Below are 24335 nucleotides of genomic sequence, written 5' to 3'. Positions count from 1 at the left end.
TGGACGCAGGCCTACGAGCCCGGCCCGGCGCTCCGCACGTAGGCCAGTACGGCGAGAACCCGGCGATGTTCGGTGCTCTCGACGCCGATGTCGAGCTTGCGGAAGATGGCGGTCACGTGCTTCTCGACGGCCGCCTCGCTGATGGCGAGCGCGGCGGCGACGCCCGCGTTCGACTTACCCTCGGCCATCACGGCGAGCACGGCTCGCTCGCGGACCGTGAGCTGACGCAGTGGGTCGTCCTGGCGATCGCGGCCTAGCATGCGGCGTACAACCGCGGCGTCCAAGGCGGTCCCCCCAGCCGCGACCCGCCGGATCGCGCTGACGAAGGTCTCGACATCACCGACCCGCTCCTTGAGCAGGTAGCCCACCCCTTCGGGGCTGTCCCCGATCAGGTCCAAGGCATAGGACTCCTCGTTGAACTGCGAGAGGACCAGAACCCCGAGCCCGGGCTGACGGCGTCGCAGCTCCATGGCCGCGACCAGCCCGTCATCGCCTCGGTGGGGAGGCATCTGGACATCCACAATGACGACGTCCGGATGGTAAGCCAGCACCTTGCGGAGCAGGTCGCCGGCGTCCCCGGCCTGGGCCATGACCTCGAGCCCGGCCTCCGCCAGCAGGCGCACGATTCCCTCACGCATCAGGACGTCGTCCTCGCCGACGACCACGCGCACGACGCGGTCCATCTCACCCATCGAGCATCCGGCGAAACTGCGATCCGGCCATGTCGGTCTTCGAGACGAAGCCGACGGCGCCGGCCTGCCGGGCGTCGGAATCGGTAGCCGCGCTGGAATCCGATGAAATCAGCAGCACACGGGGCTGCCACGGCAACAGCCGCATGCGCGCGGTCAACTGGAAACCGTCACCGTCTGGTAGCCCGATGTCGATCAGCACGGTATCGGGACGGAGCTCGGCAACCCGCTCCACTGCCTCCGCGATGCTGGCGGCTTCCCCGACGACGTCATGGCCCCATGAGCGCAGCAGCCTGATCGCAAGCTGACGAAAGGACGAATCATCGTCGACGACGAGAACCGACCGGGGCATGGCAACATCTTTCCAGCTCGGTGGGCTCGGCAGGGTAGGGCTAGCCGGAAATATCGGCGGGCTGGCCAGGCGTCACGGCAGCCCGACCATCACGGTAGGGCTAGCCGTAGCCCACTCGTGGGTGAGCACGACCGGGCTGTCGGGCCAGGGGGTCTGGGCGTGGCCGCGCCCCGCTGACAGGCTCCCCCTGACAGCGAGCTTCCCAGGAGGGCGCCATGGGCACTATCACCGTCGGCCAGGAAAATTCCACCCCGATCGAGCTGTACTTCGAGGACCACGGAAGCGGCAACCCCGTCGTCTTGCTGGCTGGCTGGCCGCTGGACAGCCGGTCCTGGGAACCGCAGCTTCACCCCCTCCTGGACGCGGGGCACCGCGTTATTGCCTACGACCGCCGCGGGTTCGGCCGGTCGAGCCGGCCGACCGAGGGCTATGACTTCGACCGCCTGGCCGATGATCTTCACCAACTGCTGACGAAGCTCGACCTGCGCGAGGTGACGCTGATCGGCTTCTCGCTGGGGACCGGCGAGCTGGCCCGCTACATCGGCACCCACGGCACGGGACGGCTGCGGAGCTGCGTCTTCATCGAGACTCTGGCGCCGTCGTTTGCCAAGTCCGACGCAAACCCCGAGGGCGTCGACCAGGCCGCGGTGTCCGGCGTACAGCAGGCGATCCTGGACGACCGGTTCGCCTGGCTCACGGGACTGGTCGAGAACCTTCTCAATCTCGACGACTACCTCGGCAAACGGGTGAGCGAACAGACCGTTCGCGCCCTCTGGAACGCCGGTGCCGATGCCTCACCATGGGCGACCTGGGCGTGCCCGCCCGGCTGGCTGTCGGACTTCAGCGACGACATCACCAAGATCGACATCCCGACGCTGATCCTGCACGGCACCGCCGACCGGATCCTGCCGATCAACGGTCAGGGCCGTCGGCTGCACGCCGCCCTGCCCGCGGCGCGGTACGCCGAGATCGACGGCGGCCCGCACGTCATGGGCGTCACCCATGCCGCCGAAGTCAATCGCGAGCTGCTCGCCTTCCTGCGTGAAACCGCGCCGACGCCATGACCAGCCGCGACTCCCGCGATGATCTCGCCGGAACACTCAAGCGCACCGAACTGCAGCGCGCCGAGTCCTCGATCCCAGGCCGCGAGATCGTCCAGGTGCTTACCGAGATCCCGCCCGGCGTGCAGTCCGGCTGGCACCAGCATCCCGGTGAAGAGGTCGGCTTCATCGTGTCCGGCACCGTACGTATGGAGATCCAGGCCCAGCCCACGGTCACCCTGAACGCCGGCGATGGCTTCCTCATCCCGCCCGAGACGCCGCACAACGCCACCGACCTCGGCCCCCGAACGGGCCGCATGCTTTCCACTTACATCGTCGAACCGGGAAAGCCGCTGGCCAGGTTCACCAAGCCATGACGACGGGCCTACATTCACGCCGCTCATCGCAGTAGCGACGGAAGGCTCGAAACCGTGCCCCTGATTGCCCTCCTTCGCGCCCGGGCGGGCGGACTTCCTGGCCGGGAACCGGCTGACCTGATGTGGAGCCGTCGATGAGCACAGCATGGAACGGTCCGGACGGCTCTGCCGCCCCAGGCAGGGGCGGTGAGACGACTGCGGCACCGACTGCTCCCGCGCGGCTGTCCTGTGGACCGGCGGGGCACGGCCGCGGGTATTGGGCCACCCTGGCCGCGATCGGGGCCGTCGGGGGCGTGCTATCAGGGCTGTTTGCGATCGGCGGCGGTATTTTGATGGTTCCGCTGCTGATGTGGCGCGCCCACCTCGGCCAGCGGCAAGCCGCGGCGACGTCGCTGGTGGCCGTCATCCCCGCCGCCGCGGTCAGTTCGGCCACCTACTTGGCTCACGGCCGCGTCAGTATCGCAGCCGCCGCGCTCGTGGCGCCGGGTGCGGTCGCCGGTGCGGTCGCCGGCAGCCACCTGCTGCGGCGTCTGCCGCTGGCCTGGCTGCGGTGGATATTCATCGCCTTCATCGTCGCGAACGCGGTCCGCCTACTGGCCGTTGCGCCCGAGCGCGGCAACCCGGTCCACCTGACAGCAGGCGTAGCGCTCAGCTATATCGGCCTCGGCCTGTTGGTCGGGACCGCCTCGGGCCTGTTCGGCATCGGCGGCGGGATCATCGCCGTGCCGCTTCTGATCTCCGGGTTCGCTGTCAGCGACCTGACCGCTAAGGGCACGGCGCTACTGGTCAGCATCCCGGCCAGCCTGGCCGGCACCGTGACTAGCCGGCGTAGCGGCCTGGTTGATGTCCGCGCCGGGCTGGTCGCCGGTACCGCGGCCGCCGCCACCTCGGTACCGGCCGTGTACGCCGCACTAGTGATCACTCCCGCCCTGTCGGGAATCTTGTTCGCGGCGCTGCTGCTGGCCGTCGCCGTCCAGCTAGTCATCAAGGCGCTACCCGCCCAGCGGATCCAGGCAGTCAGCCGCCGGGCGGTCGCCGAGCCACAGGTCAGCACATCAGGCGACCTCGCACTGGCCCTGACTCGGCATCAAGAGACGTCACCGCCCGGCACGGGCGCGGACTTGCCGGTAACCGCCTGGCTCCCGGCCATCACGAAGAAGGAGAAAACGATGGGCACTGTCACCACCACCGACGGCACGGAGATCTTCTACAAGGACTGGGGGGCCGGCCGACCGGTCGTCTTCAGCCACGGCTGGCCGCTGACCGCCGACGCCTGGGACGACCAGCTGTTCCTGCTGGCCTCCAGCGGCTACCGCGCCATCGCGCACGACCGCCGTGGCGGCGGTCGGTCCGGCCAGCCCTGGGACGGCAACAACCTGGACACCTACGCAGATGACCTGGCCGCGGTCATCGAGGCCCTCGACCTGCACGACGCGGTCCTGGTCGGCCACTCCACCGGCGGTGGCGAGGTCGCGCGCTACATCGGCCGCCACGGCACTTCCCGTGTGGCCAAGGCGGTGCTGGTCAGCGCGATCCCGCCGCTGATGCTCCAGACAAGCGCCAACCCTGAGGGCCAGCCCCTGGATGTCTTCGACGGTCTACGGGCCAGCCTGTCCGCCGACCGGTCCCAGTTCTACCAGGACCTCAGCGGGCCGTTCTACGGCGCCAACCGCAACGGCAGCACCGTGTCGCAGGGCCTGCGCGATTCGTTCTGGCTGCTCAGCATGACCGTGGGCGAGAAAGGCGCCTACGACTGCATCAAGGCCTTCTCCGAGACCGACACGACCGAGGACCTCAAGAAGTTCGATGTCCCGACTCTGATCATCCATGGCGACGACGACCAGATCGTCCCCATCGCCGCGGCGGCACTGAAGTCGGCGGAGATCATCCCGAACGCGACTCTGAAGGTCTACCCCGGCGCCCCGCACGGGCTGGCCCAGACCACCGCCTACAAAGACACCTTCCACAAGGACCTGCTCGACTTCATCAAGTCCTGAGCGGAGCCGCCGAGCGAGCAGCAGGCGGCCGAGAATCTGGTCCGCCGGGCCGGGAACAGGGGCTGTCCCTGACCGGCCCGGACGACCCGTAATCAAGGAGTCCTGCAGACGGCCGGGGGCCAGGAGCTGACCGAGCACCTGGGGCACCAGAAGACGCCCCAGCGGGCAACGAGCCCGGCAGCACCCGCAACAGAACCCGGCTCAAGGCTGGCGCTGTCCGAGAGCACAGCGACGTCCAGTTAGAAGTCCCGCACCGGGACGGCAAGTTCGAGGGTCAGAACGACCTTGCATCGAGGTGCCACAACCAGCGCCATCGACATCGCCGACGTCGCTGGCCCGAGCTCTGAGGCAATCGAGATAAAGCTTCCCCAGTCCTCGTCTTCCTCGAATGCGGCCGTGATTAGGCGGCCGACTTCGTCGACCGTTGGCGGTTGGGGTTCGGAGCGGGGAGTCCTGGCTTGTCGGCATGTTCTGCTGGATTGACCGAGAGCCAACCCCAAACCACCGCTCAATCCGACGCACCGCTGAGGATCCAGTGGATCTGACATACGGTCGAATCAGCGAGGCCCTTCCAGACATGGGGCTTGCACATTCGGCGGCAGCCACGGCATCCCTCCGGATTGTTGCGCGGGCAACGGTCGCCGACATGCTCGTCGCACTGGTGTGCACGGGGCGTTCGATGCTCGACGTCGGGGCGCGACAGTTGAGCGGTGCCAAGCAACGGCTTGATGTGAGTCTCGTACTTCGATCGACAGCCACGGACTGTCTGCGTGTCGGCGTCGAGCACCGAGAAGTAGCGCGTCATCAACTGCGCGACGGTTGCGCGCGTCTTCGGATTTCCCTTCTCGTCGATCCGGCTGCGCAGCCGTGCGCGCCTGCCGGTATAACCGCCGTCAGATAGAGATCCTTCTTCGTCACAGGGTCGACGCCGGCGTAGACGCGGACTTGGAGCGATCCTGACTCGAGACGCCGGATCGATCCGCGCTGACGCTTCTGTAGGGCGGACGGGACTCGAACCCGTGACCCAGGGATTATGAGTCCCCTGCTCTAACCAGCTGAGCTACCGCCCCGTGTGCGGCAGATCGTATCTGGTGGGTGGGGGTGAGGTGTGAAACCAGGGGTGGGTCAGGGGTTTGACGGAGGGGCGGGTGGGGTGGACCGGGCATGATGGAGGCAGGTCCGGACGAAGGGAACACCGATGGGCTGGTTCATTTTCCTGGTGCTCGTGGTGGGTGCGATCGCGGCGTACAAGTACCGCGTGCCGCTGCTCGCGAAGATTACCGGTCAACCGCAGCACCGTATCCAGCGGGCGATCGATCGGAAGAAGGGGAAGTAGCACTTCCTCGTGGAGCTTGGAGTCAGTTGGGCAGGTTGGGCGGTCGCCAGTGTGTGGGGCGATGGCGAGGTAGGTGCCTGGGGCTAGGGTCTCGGCCACTTCGACCGTGTTGGACCAGGAGACGGAGGCCAGAGCGGATTCGCCTTTGTGGAGGCGGATCGGGGTCTGGCCGGGGTCTGTTGCCACGTACGACGTGCTGTGGGTGATCGGCGCGCCTGATGCCGGGCAGGTGGTGGGGGAGGCGCTGGCGTTGGTCTGGGCGCCACGCTCGGCGTGGGCGTGCTTACGGACGGCGGTCCTCCGCCGGCCGTTGTTGCGGGTGACATGAGAAAACCGGGCTCCTTGAGTGGAGGCCCGGCTCGTTGTTGCTCCCGCGACTGGACTCGAACCAGTAACCTGCCGGTTAACAGCCGGCTGCTCTGCCAATTGAGCTACGCGGGATCGGGGTCTTGCTTTGTCCTCGATCCCCGAGGACCTGAGTAGGTTAGCAGGCGGGGGGCGAACTACAAAAACGGGATTCTGGACGCTGCCGGGTCAGATTCCGAACTCGTCGCGGACCTGCCGGAGGGCGGCCTCGGCGGCGTCGACGATGCCGGGCTGGGTGGGCTCCAATCCCTTGTCCAGAACGATGTTCCAGGTGACGGCGGCATCGGTGGCGGCCGGGTTGCGGCGGCCGACGATGCGGACGCCGCGCTTGCCGGCCAGCGGGACGTGGCGCTGGACGACGATGCTCGCGTCCACGCGCTCGCGGAGCAGCTGGCCGAACCGGCCCGGGTCCTCGACCTTGAGCTCGGTGGCGCGCAGCGGGGTGCCGAAGTCGGTGGTCTCGTAGACGTGCAGCACCGACGCCTCGGAGTCCCAGTTGGCGCGCTCGATCTTCTCCCACCCGACCCGGCGGTCCGCGTCCGCGGAGTCCGACGGCAGGTAGACGGCCGCGCGGGTGCCGGCCACCCAGCGGCCGGTGGTCAGTTGGACGGCGGCGAGGACGTCTTCCTTCCTGCCGGTCGACTCGCGGGCGGCGGCCGACACGGCTTCGCCCAGCTCGCGCGGCCAGGGAGTACGCAGGAGTCTCACACCCACATCATTCCAGTCGCGCCAAGCAGCCGGTCAGGCGACGTAGTCACGGAGCTGAGGCAGCGCCCGGCGCCGGAGTTGCCGGAGCGCTTCACGCTCCAGCGCGCGAACCTTCGCCGTGGTCAGACCCAGCTGCGACGCGATCTCCTCGGGCGTGGACGGGATGTGACCGTGCAGCCCGTACCGCCGGTGGAGCACGGTCTGGTGCAGGTCGTCGAGAAACTGCAGGTGGTGGGCGAGGTCGCGGCGGAGCGCGGCGCGCAGCACGATCGGGTCGTCGTCGATCACCGGGTCCGTGTCGTCGAGGTCGAGGGTCTCGGGTTGCGTCCGCCACGCCTGCGCCCGCTCGATCCGGGCGATGCTCAGGCCGGTCGCTCGCGCGAGCTCCGGCGCTCCTGGGTCGCGGCCCAGCTCCTGGGTCAGCTCCTGGCGCGCGGACGCCACCCGGGACGCGTCGGCGTACGCCTGGGCCGGCATCCGGACCAGGCGGGAACGGTCCGAGATCGCGCGGCCGATCGACTGGCGGATCCACCAGATCGCGTACGTCGAGAAGCGGTGCCCGCGGCGGTGGTCGAACCGCTCGACCGCGCGCATCAGCCCGATGTTGCCCTCCTGGATCAGGTCGAGCAGCGAGATGCCCTTCCCGCCGTACCGCCGGGCGAGCGAGACGACCAGGCGCAGGTTGCCCTCGATCATCCGGCGCCACGAGTGCTGCCCGAGCGCGACGACCTGGCGCAGGTCGCCCGGGTCGTGCCGCCCCGGATCGCCGCTCAGCCGGTCCGCCGCCAGCACGCCGGCCTCGATCCAGTACGAATGCTCGTTCACCTCCTCCAAGGTCAGTAGCTCGTGCTGCCCGATGTCGCGCAGGTACGCCACCAGCGCGGTCACGTCCGCCGGTTCACAGTCCAGATCTCCCATCCCGTCCCCTTCGCCGCCGATCTCCTTGCCCAAGAGAGTGCCGCGTTTCACCCTCCCGCGGACCGATGACTTCGAGTATGTGGATAACTACGCAACGTGGTGGCGGCTCGGCGGTGACCTGACATGTCGGGTGATCGCCAAGCGGATCCGTAGCGGCACTCCGGCCGCCTTGGCGAGGCTGTGCGGCACCGGAACGGAATCCGGAAGAAGGAGGGCCACCCCCCATGGCAACCAGAAGATCGATGCTGCTCGGCGTCGCGCTCACCGCCACCCTCGTGGTGCCCGGCAGCGCGATCGCCTCCGCCGAGCCGTCGCCGCCCCCGGCCACCGCCAAGGCCGCAACCGCCGCAACCGCCGCAACCGCCGCAACCGCCGCAGACGCTGCCAACGCCGTCACCCCGGTCCAGGCCGCAGCGATCCCCACGACGGCCGGCGCGTCCCAGAAGCCCGCGGCCAAGGTCACCTTGGTCACCGGCGACGTGGTCACGGTGACCACGTCCGCCGGCAAGCCCGCGGTCGCGATCACCCCGCACGCCGGCTCCGCGGCCAACTTCCGCAGTTACGCGGTCGGCGACGACGTGTACGTGATCCCGCCCGAGGCGCAGCCGCTGATCGCGTCCGGCAAGCTGGACCAGAAGCTGTTCAACGTCACCGGCCTGATCGCCCAGGGGTACGACGACGCGCGCAGCGGATCGATCCCGCTGATCGTCAAGTACTCCGGCCGGACCGCCCCGAAGACCCTCGCGCCGTCGGGGGCCACGATCAAGCGCAACCTGCCGAGCATCCGCGGCGCCGCTGTCACGGCGGCGAAGGCGAAGACAGCCACGTTCTGGGACTCGGTCGACGACGCCGGGCCGCGGTTGTCCGGGGGCCTGGACCACATCTGGCTGGACAGCAAGATGCACGCGCTGCTGGACAAGAGCGTGCCGCAGATCGGCGCTCCGGACGCCTGGCAGGCCGGGTACGACGGTACCGGCGTCAAGGTCGCGATCCTGGACACCGGCGTCGACCTGAACCACCCGGACCTGACCGGCAAGGTGGTTGCCAGCCAGAGCTTCGTACCGGGCGAGTCGGTCCAGGACGGGCACGGCCACGGCACCCATGTCGCCTCGACGGTCGCCGGTAGCGGCGCCGCGTCCGGCGGCAAGTACCGCGGCGTCGCGCCGGGCGCGGAGTTGGTGATCGGAAAGGTGCTGTCCAACGCGGGCTCCGGCGCCCAGTCGGACATCCTGGCCGGGATGGACTGGGCCGCGCACTCCGGTGCCAAGGTCGTCTCGATGAGCCTGGGTGGACCAGCAGGGCCGAGGGACGAGGACCCGCTGGTCGCCGCCGTCGACACGCTCACCGCGCAGACCGGTGTCCTGTTCACCATCGCCGCGGGTAACTCGGGCCCGGCCGACTCGACCGTCGGCTCGCCCGGCAACGCGGCCTCGGCACTGACGGTCGGCGCTGTCGACCAGAACGACGCGGTCACGTACTTCTCCAGCCGCGGTCCGCTCGCCGAAGGCGCCCTGAAGCCCGAGATCACCGCTCCCGGCTCGGCGATCGTCGCCGCTCGCGCGGCCGGTACCGCCATGGGCACTCCGGTGGACGCCAACTACACCACGGCCAGCGGTACGTCGATGGCGACGCCGCACGTCGCCGGAGCAGCCGCGATCCTCGCCGAGGCGCACCCGGACTGGACCCCCGCCCAGCTGAAGAACCAGCTGGTCAGTACGGCGAAGACCACCGCCGAGACGTCGGTCTACCTGCAGGGCGCGGGACGCGTCGATGTCAGCCGCGCCTTCCGTCAGGAGGTGTCCGCGTCAGGTGTCGTCGACTTCGGGATGCGCCCGTTCGGGTCGACCGCACCGGTCGCCAAGCAACTGACCTACACCAACAACGGTGACGAGCCGATCACCTTGGAGCTGGTCCAGAAGTCGGCCGGCACCGCGGTCCCGGCCGGTACCTTCCAGCTCGGTGCGGACTCGGTGACGGTCCCCGCCCACGGCACCGCCGACGTACCGGTGACACTGACCGGCGGCACGATGCCCACCGGCACGTACGGCGAACACGTCGTCGCAACCTCGGCGGACGGCAAGGCTGTGGTCACCACCGCTGTCGGGTTCGTGCAGGACGTGGAGCGCTTCGACGTCACGATCACCGTGAAGGACCGGGAGACGACGCCGGCCCCCGCGGCGTACGGCATGGTCTTCGTGTTCGACCTCAAGAACGCCAAGCCGGCCGACATGTACTACTTCCTGGGCACGGCGGGCACGATGACGCTCAGCCTGCCGCGGGGTGAGTACGCCTTCGAGTCGTCGACCTACCGGTTCACGCCTGACTACGGTCAGGTCCGCCAGGTCGTGTACGGCGCGGAGTCCGGTGTAGTGCTCGACACAGACCGCACGCTGACGTTCGACGGCACCAAGTCGCACCAGGTACGCCTCGAGACGCCGCTGCCCAGTCAAACGAGCCAGGTCCGCATGAGCGTGTCCTTCATGAGCGACAACACCACGCTGCGGTACGAGCTGCAGTCGGACGCCCCCGGCTACACGAAGCTGTGGGCGATCCCGTCCACCGGTAAGAAGGAGCTCATCGAGCACAGGCTGCAGTTCTCTGCGAGCGCCCCTGAGCTGAGCACCCAGGTCGTCAGCCGCGACTCCTTCGCGATCACGCCGGAATACATCGACGGCTGGGCCGGTTCTGCCCGGATCAACGGCACCAAACTGCTCCGCGTTGTCGACGCGGGCACCGGCCGGCCGGAGGACCTGACCGGCTCGGCGGTCCGCGGCGCCGTGGCGTTGGTGAAGCGGAGTGACGCTGTCAGCATCGGCCAGGTCATCGCGAACGCGGCTGCCGCAGGTGCGGCCGTAGTGATCGTCTACAACGACGCACCGGGTGACTGGGGTACCGCGATCTACCGGAAGGACCCGACCGCGATTCCCGCGCTCTCGCTGTCCAACGAGCAGGGCGTCAAGCTGGCTGCCAGCCGCGACGCCATGCTGCTGTTCCGCGGTACGGCAGCGCCGCCGTACAGCTACGAGGTCCTGAAGACCCAGGTGGGCATCTCGACGACTCAGCAGTACCGGGCCGATTCGAGCGAACTGGCGACGGTCGACAGCAGCTTCCACGCGTCGACACCCACGCTGGGCGGCTACGCGCGGTACCTGATCTCGGACAAGCAGACGTTCGTCGTGATGACGCTGAAGCGGTCGACGATGCCGCGCAGGACGACCGAGTACGTCACCGGCGGCGTGCGAACCTGGGAGTTCGTGTCGGCGGCCGGCATCTGGGAGTCGATGGGCGGGTCCTATCAGACGATGCCGACCGTCCTGCAGGCCGGCCAGAAGACCAGCCGGGCCTGGAACAAGGCTGTGGTCCGCTCGGCGATCACGCCCAACCATCCGGACGGCGCCGTCCGCATCGGTGACCTCGGTGGTACGGACATCGCCTCGCTGCTGGACCAGGGGACCGGGCAGTGGTTCACGCTGTCGAGCAATCTCGAGAAGTCGGTGACCACGGTCTACCGCGACGGCCAACTGCTCGGCTCGGCGCCGTCCAGCACGGTGGCGTTCCCGATGGTGCCGCAGCCGGCGACGTACAAGCTCGTCCTCGACGTCACCAAGAACCAGCCGTGGTGGACGACGTCGACCAAGGCCAGCACCGCCTGGACGTTCCGGTCGGAGCACACCGACCGGAGCCTGCTGCCGGTCATGTCGATCGACTACGACCTGGACGTCGCGCTCGACAACACGGTGCAGGCAGGGCGGGCGACCACCCTCGGCCTCGGCTTCCGGTACCCGAAGGGGCTGGCTGCTCCGAAGCTGCGGGACGTCACCCTGTCGGCCTCGTACGACGACGGCGCGACCTGGACCCAGGTCCCGGTGACGATGACCGGCGCCGCGAGCGCCACGGGTGTCCTGAACAGCCCGGCGTTGCGCAACACCAACGGGTTCGTCACGCTGCGGGTCCAGGGCACGGACGTCGACGGCACCGCCGTCGAGCAGACCGTGACCCGGGCCTACCGGCTGCGCTGACCTCACGGGGTGCCCTTGCTCGCACAACGAGTGGGGGCACCCCTGCGGTCACGGGGCGATCAGTCCGGAGCGGGCGGCGTACCAGGCCAGTTGCATGCGGCTGTCGGTGCCGGACAGCTCCATCAGCCGCTTGATCCGGCGCTGCACCGTCCGCTCGCTGGTGCCGAGCTTGCCGGCCGCCGACTTGTCCGGCATCCCGGACAGCAGGTAAGTGAGCAGCTTGATGTCGAAGTCGTCCCACGCCGGGCCGCCTTCGACGAGGTTGGCGGCGCTCAGCCGCAGCGGGGTCGCCAGCTGCCAGACTCGCTCGAACAGGTCCACCAGCAGCCGGACCAGGGACTGCCCGCGCACCAGCAGGAACCCCGGCTCGATCCCTGCCTGGTCCGGCAGCATCGGCAGCAGCACGATCGTCCGGTCCATGATGATCATCTTGCTCGGCAGCTCGTTGACGATCCGGATCTGGTACCCGCCGTCCAGGAATCGTCCGATCTCCGCCGGCGTGCGCGGGTCGTCGAGCGCGGCCCGCTCGTACACGTACCGGTACGACGGGACGTCCGTCGTGACCTCGAGGTCGCCGTCCAGCACGTACGGCGGGCGGAAGAACGCGAGCAGTTCGTGTTTCGCGCCGCGCTCGATGTTGTCGACCCACGTCGCCAGCTCCTCCGGCGTGGTGAGTGCCTCGACCTCGCTCATCGTCGACGCCGCGCCGGTGCGGTACACGTCGACGAGTTCGGAAAGCCGTCGTTGCACCAGCTGCAGCGTGCTCTGATGCTGGACGACGAGCGTTCCGAGCCCGACGTCCGGCGGTACGGCGTTGTACAGGCCGGACTCGTCGCCGGTGACGAGCCCGAGCTCGGCCAGCCGGGTCAGCGCGGCGGCCACGTGCTCGCACGGCAGCTGCGCGGCGGAGCCGAGGTCGGCGGCCGTGGCCCGGCGCCGACGCAGCAGCTCCACGTAGACGGCTTCCTCGTGCTGACTGATACCCAGCCCCTGCAGCATCCTCGCCCCACCCTCCCGCGCGCACGGAATTCCTGGCGGGACGCTACCCCGAACCGGCGAGTGATCCGACCTCTTGTCTCATGTATAGGCGCGCAGACCGCTGAGCAGGCCGCCGTGGAACGGGTTGGCGTCGACCGCGTCGAACCAGTCCGGACCGGTGGTCAGCGGCTCCAGCGGCGGAATGCTGACCGCCTCCGGGGGGCCGGCGCGGTTGAACTCGTCGCCGACCTCGGGAGCCGGCATGTCCGGCAACAGCACGAACGAGTCGGCGAAGCCGGCCCCGTCAGCCCCGTCAGCGGCGAGCGCGGCGAACGTGACGGCGGCGCGCGCGGAAGCTGCGGCAGGGTCGCTGCGGATCTTCTCCAGGTCGGCGACGACGCTCGTCCACGTCACCGCCGGGTCGCCGTAGTCGATCATGCGGGAAAGCCGTCCGACCCGGATCGGCGTCGCCGCCGGAGCGAGCGGAGCCATCAGTGACCGGAGGCCGTAGCGGGCGCGGCCGCCCACGACGACCAGCCTGATGTCCGGCTCGGTCGCCTCGATGAGGCTGCGGTACGTGCCGCCGGCGGCGCGCCGTACGACGACCAGGTCGGCGAGCGCGCCGCGTTCGACCCGGCCGAGCGGGCGCGGCCACACGCCGGACAACGCGTCGCCGGGATTCGACGTGACCATCCGGACCAGTTCCTCGTCGGTGAAGACCGAGTGTTTCTTGTTCCACAGGTCGGCGACCTTCAACTCCCACAGGACATTCCGCGTCCCGGACGGGCCCCAGTCCGACCCCAGGCACAATCGCACCCCGGCGGAGTGCGCCGTTTTCACGTCGGCCGTTGCCCCGTACAACCACAGGTTCGAGAACGGCGACCACACCAGACTCGAATTCCCGGCCTTCAGCGCGGCGAAGTCGTCGGCATTCAGCGCAGCCCCGTGAATCGCGACCAGTTGCGGTTTCACCACGCCGGCATCGGCCAGCAGCCGGAACTCCGAGCGCAGTTTCGGATCCGATCCCTCGGCCGAATGCGCGATGAATCCGCGGCCGGCCGCCACCGCGGCGGCGTACGGCGCCAGGGCTTCGGCGCTGTCGGCAACCAGCGTGCTGACCCGGATGAAGTCGTCGTGGGTCCCGAGTTTCTCGGAGTCGACGTTGCGGATCAGGTCGTTGTCCGGCGGTACGGCGCCGCGCGGGTTGCCCTGGATCGACGTCGTTCCGCCGACGATCGCCCGCGTCTCGACGTACCGCAGCAGCGCCCGGCCCGCGGTGGCGCCGAGCAACCTGGCCGGCTGACTGATCTGAGCGCTGTACGTCGGCGCACGGCCCCACTGGTTGTGCGAGGTCCACGGAACGGTGCGCGAGGGCTCCGTCCACAACGGCAGACTGTTGTACATCAAATGATTGTGCAGATCGATCAAACCGGGGCAGATCAATCCGCCCGCGGTGATCCGCGGCGCATTCCCGAAACCGGCGGGCTCCGGGTCCGACGGCGTCACCGCCGCGATCAGTCCGTCGTCCCCGACGTACACCGCGCCGCCGGAAAGAACCGCCCCGTCAGGTCGCATCGTCACCACGGTTCCACGCAGTACGAACATCGCCCACCCTCCCGTAGAATTCCCCGTGCCGCCCCTGAACATGAGCGTATCGCCGAGGGGGAGGTTGTTCGATGGGGGAATTCGATCCGGGCCCGCCGGCCACCGTGGCGCGGCACCTGGCGAAACTGCCGAGCTACGCCGATTTCCGGGAATTGTTCTGGTACGACTGGGGGCCCGTCTTCTATCGCGGCCGGCTGAACCGCACGGCCCGGCTGCTCGCGATCGCGTCCGATCCCGGGCCGACCGAACGGATCGCCGGCCGTACGCTGGTCGGCGACGCCGGGCAACGCGTGCAGGGCTTCCTGCACAAGCTCGGCCTGACCCGCAGCTACGCGCTGGTCAACGCGTACGCGTACGCGCTGCGGCCGTCCCGAGCCCAGCAGGCGGCGCCACTGCTGTCCAGGCCCGATCAGCTCAGCTGGCGCAACACCTTGTTGGACCTCATCATCGGCCCGCAACTGCAGGCGATCGTCGCGTTCGGCACCCAGGCACGCGCGGCTGTACAGCTCTGGGACGACAAGCCGGACGTCCCTGTGTTCGAGGTGCCGCATCCGTCGAGCCGCAACGCCAAGGCTCTCGTCGACAGTTGGCGTGCGGCCGTCACGGACCTGCGGGTGATCGTGACCCCGGACCCGGACGGCGACAACGGCGTCCCGAACTACGGGCCGAAGTTCACCGAGTCGGACTACTCGCCGATCCCGCCGGGGGACCTGCCGTTCGGCGTACCGCCGTGGCTGGGCGACGACGCGTGGGGACGCAAGGACAAACCGCGCCACAACAACAGCGTCGAACGTCCGGGGACCGACCTGCTGAACACTCTCGTCTGGAGGGCGCCCAAGCTCGGCTGACGTTGTCCCCGGCGGGCGCTACCTTGGTCGGATGCGAGTCGCCACGTGGAATGTGAACTCGGTCAAGCAGCGGATGCCGCGGCTGCTGGACTGGCTCGACGAGCGGCAGCCCGATGTCGTGTGCCTGCAGGAGACCAAGCTCGCGGACGACGCGTTCACGAAGCTGCTCGGTGACGAGCTGACCGGTCGCGACTACGAGTTCGGCCTGTCCGGCGAACCGCAGTGGAACGGCGTCGCGCTGCTGTCCCGGGTCGGCCTGGAGGACGTGGTGACCGGTGTGGCCGGCGCGCCCGGCTTCCCGAACCCCGAGGCCCGCGCGATCGCCGCAACCTGTGGCGGTGTGCGCATCCACTCGCTCTACGTTCCGAACGGCCGCGTGGTGGACTCCGACCACTACCACTACAAACTCGCGTGGCTCGCGGCGCTGGCCGAGGTCGTCGCCGGCGGTCCCGCCGACCAGATCGTCTGCGGCGACATGAACATCGCCCCGACCGACGCCGACGTGTTCGACCCGGCGGCGTACGTCGGTGAGACGCACGTGACGCCGCCCGAGCGGCAGGCGCTCGCGGAGCTGATGGCCGCGAAGGACTTGCACGACGTGGTCCGCGACCGGTGGCCGGACAACCGCATCTTCAGCTATTGGGACTACCGCGCCGGCATGTTCCACCAGGACCTCGGCATGCGGATCGACCTGATGCTGGCAACCGTGCCGGTCGCGGAGCGGGTCAAGGCCGCCTGGATCGACCGCAAGGCGCGCAAGGGCACCGGGCCGAGCGACCACGCACCGGTGATCGTCGACCTGGACACCGCGCCGGACGGCGACCTCGGCCCGGTCGTGCCACCGCCGTCCGCACCGCGGACCGGCCGGAAGCAGACCACCAAGCTCCCGCAGAGCCGCTGACATGCGGCGCCTCGCTGTTGCGGCCGTTCTGGCCGGTGTGCTGGTGGCCGCGGCTGCCTGCAAGGACGAGAAGTCCGCCACGCCCGCGCCGGTGGCGTGGTCGAAGGTGGAGCTTGGTGCGGCCGAGCCGGTCGTGCTGGCGCAGCATGGCAGCGAACTGCTGGTGGGTCTTCGGCATCGCGGGGCAAAAGTCGTGCCCGAGGCCCAGATCCTCCGAAGCGGCCGATGGACGCCGATCGGGGTGAAGCCGAACCCGGCCAGCCCGTATGCGTTCGAGGCGATCTGGTACTCGATCGCGTACGACGGGAAGCAGCTCCTCGCGCTCGGCGGAGCGTCCGGCGGTGCGCACTCCAACACCCGCTGGACAGTCTGGACCGGCACACCGCAGGCCGGGCTGGTCGAGCATCCGCAGAACTTCTGGACGTTCGGCGGCCAGACCGCCGGCGACCTGTTCAGCGCCGTCCTCACCCCGAGCGGCGGCGCCCTGCTCGGCACCTGGGGCGGCGTCGAGACCGGCAACGACGCCATGGTCTGGCTGCCGCAACCGGACGGCAAGTGGACGCGGCAAGACCCGACGAAGACGGCGCTGCAGAGCACCTCGTCGCTCCTGGTCGGGCCAGGCTTCGGTACGACGCTCGACGACAGCATCGTGCTCGTCGGCTCGCAGGTCCGGCTCGCGCCCAACACCGTCGCGCAGGAGGCCGCCGTGTGGCGGTCCACCAAGTTCAACCAAGGCTGGAAGCGGATCGCGCTGCCGGAGCCGGGCAACCGCAGCCAGGCCAACACCGCGACCTGCGCCAAGGACTGTGTCATCTCGGGGTATGTCGACGGCAAGCTCGCGATCTGGCAGCTCGACGCGTCCGGGACGGCGACCCGGCTGCAGGGCGTGCCGTCGGTGCCGGTGGGGGACAAGGACAAATTGCCGCCGCCGATCGTCGACGGCGACAAGATCGTCCAGATCGTTGCTCAGGACAACAAGGTCGAGGTGCTCACCGGTCAGGGCGAGAAGTGGACCGTGCAGGAGGCGCAAGGACCGCAGGGCAGGGTGACCGACGCCGTGCTGATGCCGGACCACGAGCTCTACCTGATCGCCGGCACCTCGCTCTGGCAGACCACACTCAGCTGACCAGACCCTTCACATAGGCCGCCTGACCGGAGTGCTGCGCGCAGTCGTCGATGACGCTGACCAGTCGCACGCCGAGCGTGACCGGCGGGTTCCACCGGCGGTCGACGATCCGGTCGAGCCCTTCGTCGGTCACGGTGCGCAGAAACTCGGCGGTCCGCGCATGAACAGCGTCGTAGTACCCGAGCAGTTGGTCTGCCGAGAGCTTCACCAGCCCGACCTGCTCGGAGCTGTGCCCATACCCGGTGTCGGCCGCGTCGAACGGGAGCCCGAGCCGCTCGAACCACCCGTCGGCGGTGTAGACCTGCTCATACCCACCCGCGTCCGCCAGGTGGTCGTCCTGCACCCGGGCGAGATGCCAGACCAGCCAGGCGATCGAGTTCGCCGAGTCGCCCGGCCGTGTCGCGAGCGTCTTGTCGTCGAGCCCGCTCACGACATCGTGCAGCACCTCCTGCACCCGGCTGTGCGCGTCGAGGAGTAGTTCACTTGTCTTCATACCCGCCACCGTAGTCTTCGCTTCAGACAGTTCCGATGAGAGGAGCACCCGTGGAATATCGCACTCTCGGCACCAGTGGCGCCGTCGTCTCGACGTATGCGCTCGGCACCATGACGTTCGGCAACGAGACCGACGAGGAGGGGTCGCACGCGCAGTTGGACCGGTACGTCGAGGCGGGCGGCAACTTCGTCGACACCGCCGACGTGTACAACGCGGGGGTCTCCGAGGAGATCATCGGCCGCTGGCTGGCGAAGAAGAGCGGCGACGTCGTGCTCGCGACCAAGGGCCGGTTCCCGACCGGTGGCGGGCCGAACGACGTCGGCACGTCCCGCCGGCACCTCCGCCAGGCGCTGGAGGCGTCCCTGCGCAGACTCGGTGTCGACCACGTCGACCTGTACCAGTTGCACGCGTGGGACCCGATCACCCCGCTCGACGAGACGCTCAGCTTCCTCGAGGACGCCGTCCGCGCGGGCAAGATCTCGTACGGCGGCCTGTCGAACTTCACCGGCTGGCAGCTGCAGAAAGCGTGCGACCTGATCGCGCACCGCGGCTGGTCGCGGCTCGTCACGTTGCAGCCGCAGTACAACTTGCTGGTCCGCGAGATCGAGTGGGAGATCGTGCCGGCCGCGCAGGAGAACGGGCTGGGTCTGCTGCCGTGGTCGCCGCTCGGCGGTGGCTGGCTGACCGGGAAGTACTCGTTCGACGAGGAGCCGGCCGGTGCGACCCGGCTCGGCGAGAACCCGGACCGCGGCGTCGAGTCCTGGTACCGGCGCAGCCGCAACCAGCGGGTCCGTGACGTGGTCGACGCGGTCCGTGAGATCGCCGGCAAGCGCGGGATCTCGATGGCGCAGGTCGCCCTCGCCTGGCTGGTCGACCGGCCCGCGGTCACGTCGGTGATCCTCGGCGCCCGCACGCTCGACCAGCTCGACGACAACCTCGCCGCCGCGGACCTGCACCTGACCGCGGAGGAGACCGCGACCCTCGACGAGGCCAGCGACCCGGGCGCGGCGGACTACCCGTACGGCGGGCCGGGAGTCGCACAACGCGACCGCCCGATCAGCGGCGGACGCGGCTAGCGCTCGACGGCGGCTCGGAGCGCGGAGTACGAGGCAACCAGCGCACGCCGCTCGCTCGCGAGCAGCGGGTCGTCGCGACGACGCCCGGCCCGGACCCATTGGTCCGACAGGCCCATCGCCTCGACCCGCTTCCGCGCTGCGTGCCGCACGGTGTCGCGCTCGATGCAGAACACGTAGGCGTACAGCTCGGCGAGGGCGTCCACGATCTGCTCCCGGGTGACGTTCTCGTCGTGCTGGTGTGCGCGATGCACGCGCCACCACTCGACCTCCAGGCGCGCGGCCTCGACCGGCTCCAGCGACAGCGTGCCGGACACGGCAACGAGTTCGTAGAAACGGCGCATGTACGCGCGGGCCGCGTCCGGCTGGTTGTCCGGGTACGGCGACCACACCTGGTTGGCGCGCAGTACATACCAGGCTGCGGCGAGTGTCCGGTGCGGTGGCATGCCGAACCCGGCGGCGACCATGCCGACCGCGGCCACCAGGAACCGGCCCCACTCGTGCCGGTAGTACGCGGCCCAGGCGTCCGTCTCGCGGTTGCCGACCACCACCGGATCAAAGGACAGTGGACTGGTGCGCATGTTCCCCCCTGAGGACATCCGATGACCGATGCTAGTCCGATCGCCGACGTCGTGGCGCGGATGCGGCAGCGGCTCGACGCGTTGCCGGCGGACCTGGCCGCTCGGCGGCACTTCCTCGGAACGTACCTGCGGACGACCCAGGCGGTGGGCCGGGCGATCGACCAGGCGCGGTTCGAGGATCCCGAGTGGGTCGAGATCTGGGACGTGCGGTTCGCCGAGCTCTACCTGCAGGCGCACGACGCCGACCTGGCGTCCCGGACGGCCGGCGGGGCCGTCGGCGTGCCGCGACCCTGGCGTCTGGCGTTCGACGCATCGCCCGACCTGCCGGCGCTGGGGCATGTGCTGCTCGGCATCAACGCCCACGTGAACTACGACCTGCCGCAGGCGCTGCTGGCGGTGATCAGCGACGATGACTTCCTGGATCCGCGGCTGATGGCGCGACGCCGGCGGGATCACGAGCGGATCGACGCCGTACTCGCGGAACGTGTCGCGGCTGAGGACGGTGAGCTCGCAGCAACCGGACCGCGGAGTCTGTTGGACCACGTCCTCACACCGCTCAACCGGCTCGCGTCACAGCGTTTCCTGCGCGAGTCCCGGCAGAAGGTGTGGCACAACACCGTAGAGCTGCAGCAGGCGCGGGTCGACGGGTGCTACGAGAAACGGCTGGGTGAGCTGGAGGTACTGAGCGCGGCGAAGGTCGCCGATCTGCTCAGGCCGGGACAGGTGCTCCTCCGGTTGGCAGTGACGGGTTTCGGCGTCACGCTCCCGCCGCCCTAGCTCGGCAGAACGCCGGACCACATCACGCCGAGCGCCAGACACGCGAGTGTGACCAGCCCGAACACCCCGACCCACATCAAGGCCGGTACGCCGGTCAGCCGCCGCAGTTGGTCCGCGTCGGAGCTGCGCCCCTGGCCGCGTCGCCGTGAGTGCTGCAGTTCCAGTACGGCGCGCGGCGCGGCCAGCAGCAGGAACCACGTGAGCAGGTGTGCGAACGCGGACTGCACGGAGGGCGAGCCCCACCACGACACGCTGAACACCATGGCACCGAACACCAGCACCGACCACAGCCCGAACAGGTTGCGGATCTGGAGCAGCAGGATCACCAGCGCCGCCAGCAGCCCCCACAGCAGCGCGACGGCGTACCCGCGGCTGAGGACGAACGCCGCGGCGAGTCCGAACAGCGCGGGACCCGGGTAGCCGGCCAGCAGGACCGCGATCATGCCGCCGCCGGTCGGTTTGCCGCGCGACACCGTGACACCGGACGTGTCCGAGTGCAGGCGGATCCCGGAGAGCTTGCGGCCGACCAGCGCGGCGATCAGACCGTGCGCACCCTCGTGCGCGATCGTGACGACCTGCCGGGTGTACTTCCAGATCGGGCGCCACGCGATCAGCAGCAGCGCGACGACGCCCGTACCGATCACCAGCCGCAAAGACGGCTCCGGCTGAACCGACGTGATGTTGTCCCAGAACTCCTTCACCCGCCCATCCTTACAGGCAGGTGGTCGACTGCTAGGGAAAGGGGACGTGCACCGTCACGCGTTCGCGGAGTTGCTCGCTGATCAGCCACAGCTCGCCGGTGGCCGGCCAGTACGACAGGTTCTCGGTGTTCTTCGGCGCTTTGGTCCAGACCGTTGTCGAGTCCCCGCCGACGCCGCGGTGCAGACAGCTCGGGTAGTCGACCCCGTCCCCGATGTTGTCCGCGTACTCCGGGCAGACGCCGGTGATCACGAAGCTGTTGTCGTACGACGTCGCGCCCTGCATGCCCCACACCGGCGAGTTGAACGCCTCCACCGCGTGGACGACGCCGTCCGATCCGGCCCGCGGGAGCCCGGCCGCCTCGTCGAGCGGCCAGCGCACGATCCGTCCGCCGCCGCGCTCGGTGTGCTCCACCGCCACGAACGAGCCGCTCCCGGCGTGATCGATCCCGAGCGACGCGAAGCACGGCTTCGTCCCGGTCGAGTTCGCGCAGCCGCCGCCGGCGTACCAATAGGCGCCGACCTGCGGCAGGGCGAACGCGTGCCACCGCGCGTGGTACTTGCCGTCGGCCCCTAACCCGACCTCGCCGGTGCTGGTGTCGGTCCGCCAGATGTGGCGCAGGTCGAAGACCCGCAGCACCGATCCGCCGGTCGCCACGACGAGCATGTTCCCGGACCAGAACAGCCCGTGCCCGTGCCCGGCGATCGCCTGGAAGTTCCCGTCCGCCGTCGGCTCGACCAGCAGCACATGCCGGTACTTCAGCGTCGCCAGATCCAGGAACGACACCCGGATCGCCGTGTCGTCGCTGTTGTGCCAGGTCGCGACCACGACCCGGCGCGCGCCGCCGGCCGGTTGCGCGTCGCCCGATCCGCTCACGCCCTGCGGGATCCACACGTTCTCGTCGTCGTCCTCGCCGTCCTGCCAGCAGAAGCCCTGCGGGTCGAGCGACGCGTTCAGGTACGTCGAATGGCACAACGGCCGGCCGGTGCGATTGGACGCGGCGAGCACCTCGGTGACGCCGACCGGTGCGAGCTGCGGTTTGGTCTCCAGTTGCGCGACGCGGGCGGCGTACGTCGCGAACGTGTCGCCGGAGACGAGCTGGAATCCGCTCGCGTCGATGCGTGGGAACGTCGCCGCCGCGTGCGCCGGCGCCGGGACGAGCACGCCGATCAGGAGGGCGGCCGTGAAGAACAAACGGCTGATCCGCATGTCTTTGATAATGATTGACAAGTCGGTGACCTGCCCGGCGGGACGGCGTGGCGTTGACATCGCCTGGTGCGCGGACCACGGTGGAAGGATCGCGGCCCTGGGGAGGTGCCGCCGCACTTGGGGGGACCATGTCTCAACCACGCACGATCAAAGCCGCACCGAAGAAGACAGCCACCAAACGGACGCCCGCACGCCGCCGCGCCGCCACCAAGACCACGTCGGCGAAGAGCACGGCGGCGGAGGTGAAAACCGCGGCCGGCAAGGGCGCTGCGGCGAACCCGGCCCCGGCCGCGGCAGCCGCCGTGCCGCTCGCCACCTTCCTCGGCTCCGCGGGCAGCCTCACGCTCGATCAGCGCAGGCTCCTGGTGGATCAAGCGCTTCTGCTGCTGAGCGAGAACTACGTCCATCTGCCGCTGAAGATGGCGATGCACGCCGTCAACCCGTTGCAGCGGCTGCGCGTGCTGCGCGCCCGGATGGCGCGGCAGACGCCGGCGACGATGCAGGCCGAGTGGCTGTTCCACCGCGAGATGTCGAGCATCTTCCACTCGGTCCGCGACCTGCACACCAACTACCTGCTGCCGGTCCCGTTCGCCGGGAAGGTCGCGTTCCTGCCGTTCATGATCGAGAAGTGCTACGACGCGGCGGGTGCCGAGCATTACCTGATCACCCGCACCGTTACCGGTTACCAGGCGCCGCAGTTCGGCCCCGGCGCCGAGGTCACGCACTGGAACGGTACGCCGATCGCGCGCGCCGTCGCGCTCAACGGCGCCGTCTTCGCCGGGAGCAACGACGCCGCCAACCTCGCCCGGGGACTGGAGTCGCTGACGCTTCGGCCGCTCGTCATCCAGGCGCCGCCGGACGAGGACTGGGTGCGGCTGACCTACATCGGCCTCGACGGTTCGGACCAGGAGCTGCGCGAGGAGTGGAAGGTCGCCACCAACCTGCCGCCGATGACCGACCTGGACGCGATCAGCCAGGTGTCGGCGTCGATGGGTCTCGACCTCGACTCCGACGAGAAGTCCCGTGCGAAGAAGGCACTGTACGTCCGCGAGGTCGTCGAACTGGAACGCGGCCGGAGCTCGGCCGAACTGGCCGCCCCGGCGGCGGTCGCCGGCGCGGACGTGCCGACCACGATGCCCGGTGTGTTCCGGGCCCGCGAGGTGGTCACGCCGTCCGGCACCTTCGGGCAGCTGCGGATCTTCACGTTCAGCGTGCAGGATCCGGTGGCGTTCCGCGACGAGTTCGTCCGGCTGGCCGCGGCGCTGCCGCAGAACGGCCTGATCGTGGACGTCCGGGACAACGGCGGCGGGCACATCTTCGCCAGCGAGTTCACCCTGCAGACGATGACGCCGCGGCGGATCGCGCCGGAGCCGGTGCAGTTCATCAGTACGCCGCTCAACCTCCGGCTGTGCCGCCGGCACAAGGACAACCCGGCCGGGATCGACCTCGGTCCGTGGTTCGAGTCGCTCGACCTGGCGATCGAGACCGGCGCGCAGTTCTCGGCGGCGAACCCGATCACGCCCGAGAGCGGCGCGAACGACGTCGGGCAGACCTACCTCGGGCCGGTCGTGCTGATCACCGACGCCCGGGTCTACTCGGCCACCGACATCTTCGCGGCCGGGTTCGCCGACCACGAGATCGGCACCATCCTCGGCGTCGACGACAACACCGGCGCCGGCGGCGCGAACGTCTGGACGCACGGCCTGCTCGCCACGCTGCTGAACGAACCGCCGCCGCCCGACGAGACGTCGCCGTACGTCGCGCTGCCGAACGGTGCGAACCTGCGGGTCGCGATCCGGCGCACCCTGCGGGTCGGCAAGCTCGCCGGAACGCCGGTCGAGGACCTCGGCGTCAAGCCGCAGGAGACCCACCGGATGACCCGGGCCGACCTGCTCGAGGGCAACGTCGACCTGCTGAACCGGGCCGGGGAGCTGCTCGCCGCGCAGCCGGTGCGCCGGCTGGACCTGGAGACCTCGTTCAGCGGGACCACGCTCACCGTCGCGATCGATGCCCAGGGCATCGACCGGGTCGACCTGTACGTCGACGACCGGCCGATCAGCTCCGAGGACCTGACCGGCCCGGTGAGCATCGACATCCTCGAGGTGACGTCCGGCCAACTGCTCCGCGCGGACGGCTACGACGCCGGCAAGCTCGTCGCATCCCGCCGACGGACCGTCTAGGAGGCGGACGCCGGGCACTCACCAACCTCGCGCCGACGGGGCCCCGCCCGCCTGGACGAGCGG

Annotated in this window: 21 protein-coding genes and 2 tRNA genes; 11 read left to right on the top strand and 12 right to left on the bottom strand. The window is 69.5% G+C overall.

Annotation, left to right across the window (positions count from 1 at the left end; genetic code table 11):
• Window positions 1–11 precede the first annotated feature (11 nt).
• On the bottom strand, window positions 12–671 hold the full coding sequence (locus ABZX12_RS01645; protein ID WP_355689714.1) for a response regulator transcription factor: 660 nt from the start codon (window positions 669–671) through the stop codon (window positions 12–14).
• 13 nt (window positions 672–684) lie between these two features.
• Complete coding sequence (locus ABZX12_RS01640; RefSeq protein WP_355688844.1) at window positions 685–1041, bottom strand: response regulator transcription factor; 357 nt, start codon at window positions 1039–1041, stop codon at window positions 685–687.
• A gap of 215 nt (window positions 1042–1256) precedes the next feature.
• Between ABZX12_RS01640 and ABZX12_RS01635 the strand changes: the two genes are divergently transcribed.
• The 3 genes from ABZX12_RS01635 (at window position 1257) to ABZX12_RS01625 (ending at window position 4455) form a co-directional block, all read left to right on the top strand.
• On the top strand, window positions 1257–2105 hold the full coding sequence (locus tag ABZX12_RS01635) for an alpha/beta hydrolase (RefSeq protein ID WP_355688842.1): 849 nt from the start codon (window positions 1257–1259) through the stop codon (window positions 2103–2105).
• Entirely contained in the window at window positions 2102–2458 is a 357-nt protein-coding gene (locus ABZX12_RS01630) for a cupin domain-containing protein (protein ID WP_355688841.1), read from the top strand. The genes ABZX12_RS01635 and ABZX12_RS01630 overlap by 4 nt, the downstream gene beginning before the upstream one ends.
• A 134-nt stretch (window positions 2459–2592) precedes the next feature.
• Window positions 2593–4455: a TSUP family transporter gene (locus ABZX12_RS01625; protein ID WP_355688839.1), complete on the top strand. Its 1863-nt coding sequence runs from the start codon at window positions 2593–2595 to the stop codon at window positions 4453–4455.
• A gap of 996 nt (window positions 4456–5451) precedes the next feature.
• Here the strand turns inward: ABZX12_RS01625 and ABZX12_RS01620 are convergent.
• A tRNA-Ile gene (locus tag ABZX12_RS01620) sits at window positions 5452–5525 on the bottom strand.
• 128 nt (window positions 5526–5653) lie between these two features.
• Between ABZX12_RS01620 and ABZX12_RS01615 the strand changes: the two genes are divergently transcribed.
• Window positions 5654–5791 carry a hypothetical protein gene (locus tag ABZX12_RS01615; RefSeq protein WP_355484662.1) on the top strand — a complete coding sequence of 46 codons (138 nt, stop codon included), beginning with the start codon at window positions 5654–5656 and terminating at the stop codon, window positions 5789–5791.
• 368 nt (window positions 5792–6159) lie between these two features.
• Here ABZX12_RS01615 and ABZX12_RS01610 read toward each other — a convergent pair.
• From ABZX12_RS01610 to ABZX12_RS01600, 3 genes are all read right to left on the bottom strand, one after another.
• A tRNA-Asn gene (locus tag ABZX12_RS01610) sits at window positions 6160–6232 on the bottom strand.
• Between the two features lie 93 nt (window positions 6233–6325).
• Window positions 6326–6865: a hypothetical protein gene (locus ABZX12_RS01605; protein ID WP_355688838.1), complete on the bottom strand. Its 540-nt coding sequence runs from the start codon at window positions 6863–6865 to the stop codon at window positions 6326–6328.
• A 33-nt stretch (window positions 6866–6898) separates the two neighbouring features.
• On the bottom strand, window positions 6899–7783 hold the full coding sequence (locus ABZX12_RS01600; RefSeq protein WP_355688836.1) for a sigma-70 family RNA polymerase sigma factor: 885 nt from the start codon (window positions 7781–7783) through the stop codon (window positions 6899–6901).
• Between the two features lie 224 nt (window positions 7784–8007).
• Here ABZX12_RS01600 and ABZX12_RS01595 point away from each other — a divergent pair, with 224 nt between their 5' ends.
• On the top strand, window positions 8008–11802 hold the full coding sequence (locus tag ABZX12_RS01595; RefSeq protein WP_355688834.1) for a S8 family serine peptidase: 3795 nt from the start codon (window positions 8008–8010) through the stop codon (window positions 11800–11802).
• Between the two features lie 48 nt (window positions 11803–11850).
• On the opposite strand, the gene ABZX12_RS01590 is transcribed toward ABZX12_RS01595, so the two are convergent.
• Both ABZX12_RS01590 and ABZX12_RS01585 read right to left on the bottom strand, forming a co-directional pair.
• Window positions 11851–12801, bottom strand: a complete 951-nt coding sequence (locus tag ABZX12_RS01590; protein ID WP_355688832.1) for a helix-turn-helix domain-containing protein — start codon at window positions 12799–12801, stop codon at window positions 11851–11853.
• Between the two features lie 78 nt (window positions 12802–12879).
• Window positions 12880–14385 carry an amidohydrolase family protein gene (locus tag ABZX12_RS01585; RefSeq protein ID WP_355688830.1) on the bottom strand — a complete coding sequence of 502 codons (1506 nt, stop codon included), beginning with the start codon at window positions 14383–14385 and terminating at the stop codon, window positions 12880–12882.
• Between the two features lie 71 nt (window positions 14386–14456).
• Here ABZX12_RS01585 and ABZX12_RS01580 point away from each other — a divergent pair, with 71 nt between their 5' ends.
• Genes ABZX12_RS01580 through ABZX12_RS01570 form a run of 3 tightly spaced genes read left to right on the top strand, consistent with a single transcriptional unit; the run spans window position 14457 to window position 17260 of the window.
• Window positions 14457–15233 (top strand): uracil-DNA glycosylase family protein, encoded by a 777-nt coding sequence (locus ABZX12_RS01580; RefSeq protein ID WP_355688829.1) that lies wholly within the window; start codon window positions 14457–14459, stop codon window positions 15231–15233.
• A 31-nt stretch (window positions 15234–15264) separates the two neighbouring features.
• Window positions 15265–16134 (top strand): exodeoxyribonuclease III, encoded by an 870-nt coding sequence (locus ABZX12_RS01575; protein WP_355688827.1) that lies wholly within the window; start codon window positions 15265–15267, stop codon window positions 16132–16134.
• A 1-nt stretch (window position 16135) separates the two neighbouring features.
• The gene (locus tag ABZX12_RS01570; protein ID WP_355688825.1) at window positions 16136–17260 is read left to right on the top strand and encodes a hypothetical protein; all 1125 of its coding nucleotides are present in this window, start codon (window positions 16136–16138) and stop codon (window positions 17258–17260) included.
• On the opposite strand, the gene ABZX12_RS01565 is transcribed toward ABZX12_RS01570, so the two are convergent.
• Entirely contained in the window at window positions 17253–17753 is a 501-nt protein-coding gene (locus tag ABZX12_RS01565; RefSeq protein ID WP_355688823.1) for a DUF664 domain-containing protein, read from the bottom strand. The two genes, ABZX12_RS01570 and ABZX12_RS01565, sit on opposite strands and share 8 nt — an antisense overlap.
• Window positions 17754–17803: 50 nt before the next feature.
• On the opposite strand from ABZX12_RS01565, the gene ABZX12_RS01560 reads away from it, so the two are divergent.
• A complete protein-coding gene (locus ABZX12_RS01560; RefSeq protein WP_355688821.1) occupies window positions 17804–18829 on the top strand; it encodes an aldo/keto reductase in 1026 nt (341 codons plus the stop codon).
• On the opposite strand, the gene ABZX12_RS01555 is transcribed toward ABZX12_RS01560, so the two are convergent.
• Window positions 18826–19407 (bottom strand): hypothetical protein, encoded by a 582-nt coding sequence (locus ABZX12_RS01555; protein WP_355688819.1) that lies wholly within the window; start codon window positions 19405–19407, stop codon window positions 18826–18828. The genes ABZX12_RS01560 and ABZX12_RS01555 overlap by 4 nt on opposite strands.
• Window positions 19408–19428: 21 nt before the next feature.
• Here ABZX12_RS01555 and ABZX12_RS01550 point away from each other — a divergent pair, with 21 nt between their 5' ends.
• The gene (locus tag ABZX12_RS01550; protein ID WP_355688818.1) at window positions 19429–20184 is read left to right on the top strand and encodes a DUF5995 family protein; all 756 of its coding nucleotides are present in this window, start codon (window positions 19429–19431) and stop codon (window positions 20182–20184) included.
• On the opposite strand, the gene ABZX12_RS01545 is transcribed toward ABZX12_RS01550, so the two are convergent.
• Both ABZX12_RS01545 and ABZX12_RS01540 read right to left on the bottom strand, forming a co-directional pair.
• A complete protein-coding gene (locus tag ABZX12_RS01545) occupies window positions 20181–20885 on the bottom strand; it encodes a M50 family metallopeptidase (RefSeq protein WP_355688817.1) in 705 nt (234 codons plus the stop codon). The two genes, ABZX12_RS01550 and ABZX12_RS01545, sit on opposite strands and share 4 nt — an antisense overlap.
• 31 nt (window positions 20886–20916) lie before the next feature.
• Window positions 20917–22092, bottom strand: a complete 1176-nt coding sequence (locus ABZX12_RS01540; protein WP_355688815.1) for a hypothetical protein — start codon at window positions 22090–22092, stop codon at window positions 20917–20919.
• A gap of 128 nt (window positions 22093–22220) precedes the next feature.
• On the opposite strand from ABZX12_RS01540, the gene ABZX12_RS01535 reads away from it, so the two are divergent.
• Window positions 22221–24272, top strand: a complete 2052-nt coding sequence (locus tag ABZX12_RS01535) for a S41 family peptidase (RefSeq protein WP_355688813.1) — start codon at window positions 22221–22223, stop codon at window positions 24270–24272.
• Window positions 24273–24335 lie beyond the last annotated feature (63 nt).

This window comes from Kribbella sp. NPDC003505 (genome assembly GCF_040610875.1).
Taxonomy (GTDB): Bacteria; Actinomycetota; Actinomycetes; order Propionibacteriales; family Kribbellaceae; genus Kribbella.
The sequence above is the reverse complement of the archived record's forward strand: the minus strand, read 5'-3'. Positions and strand labels throughout refer to the sequence as shown.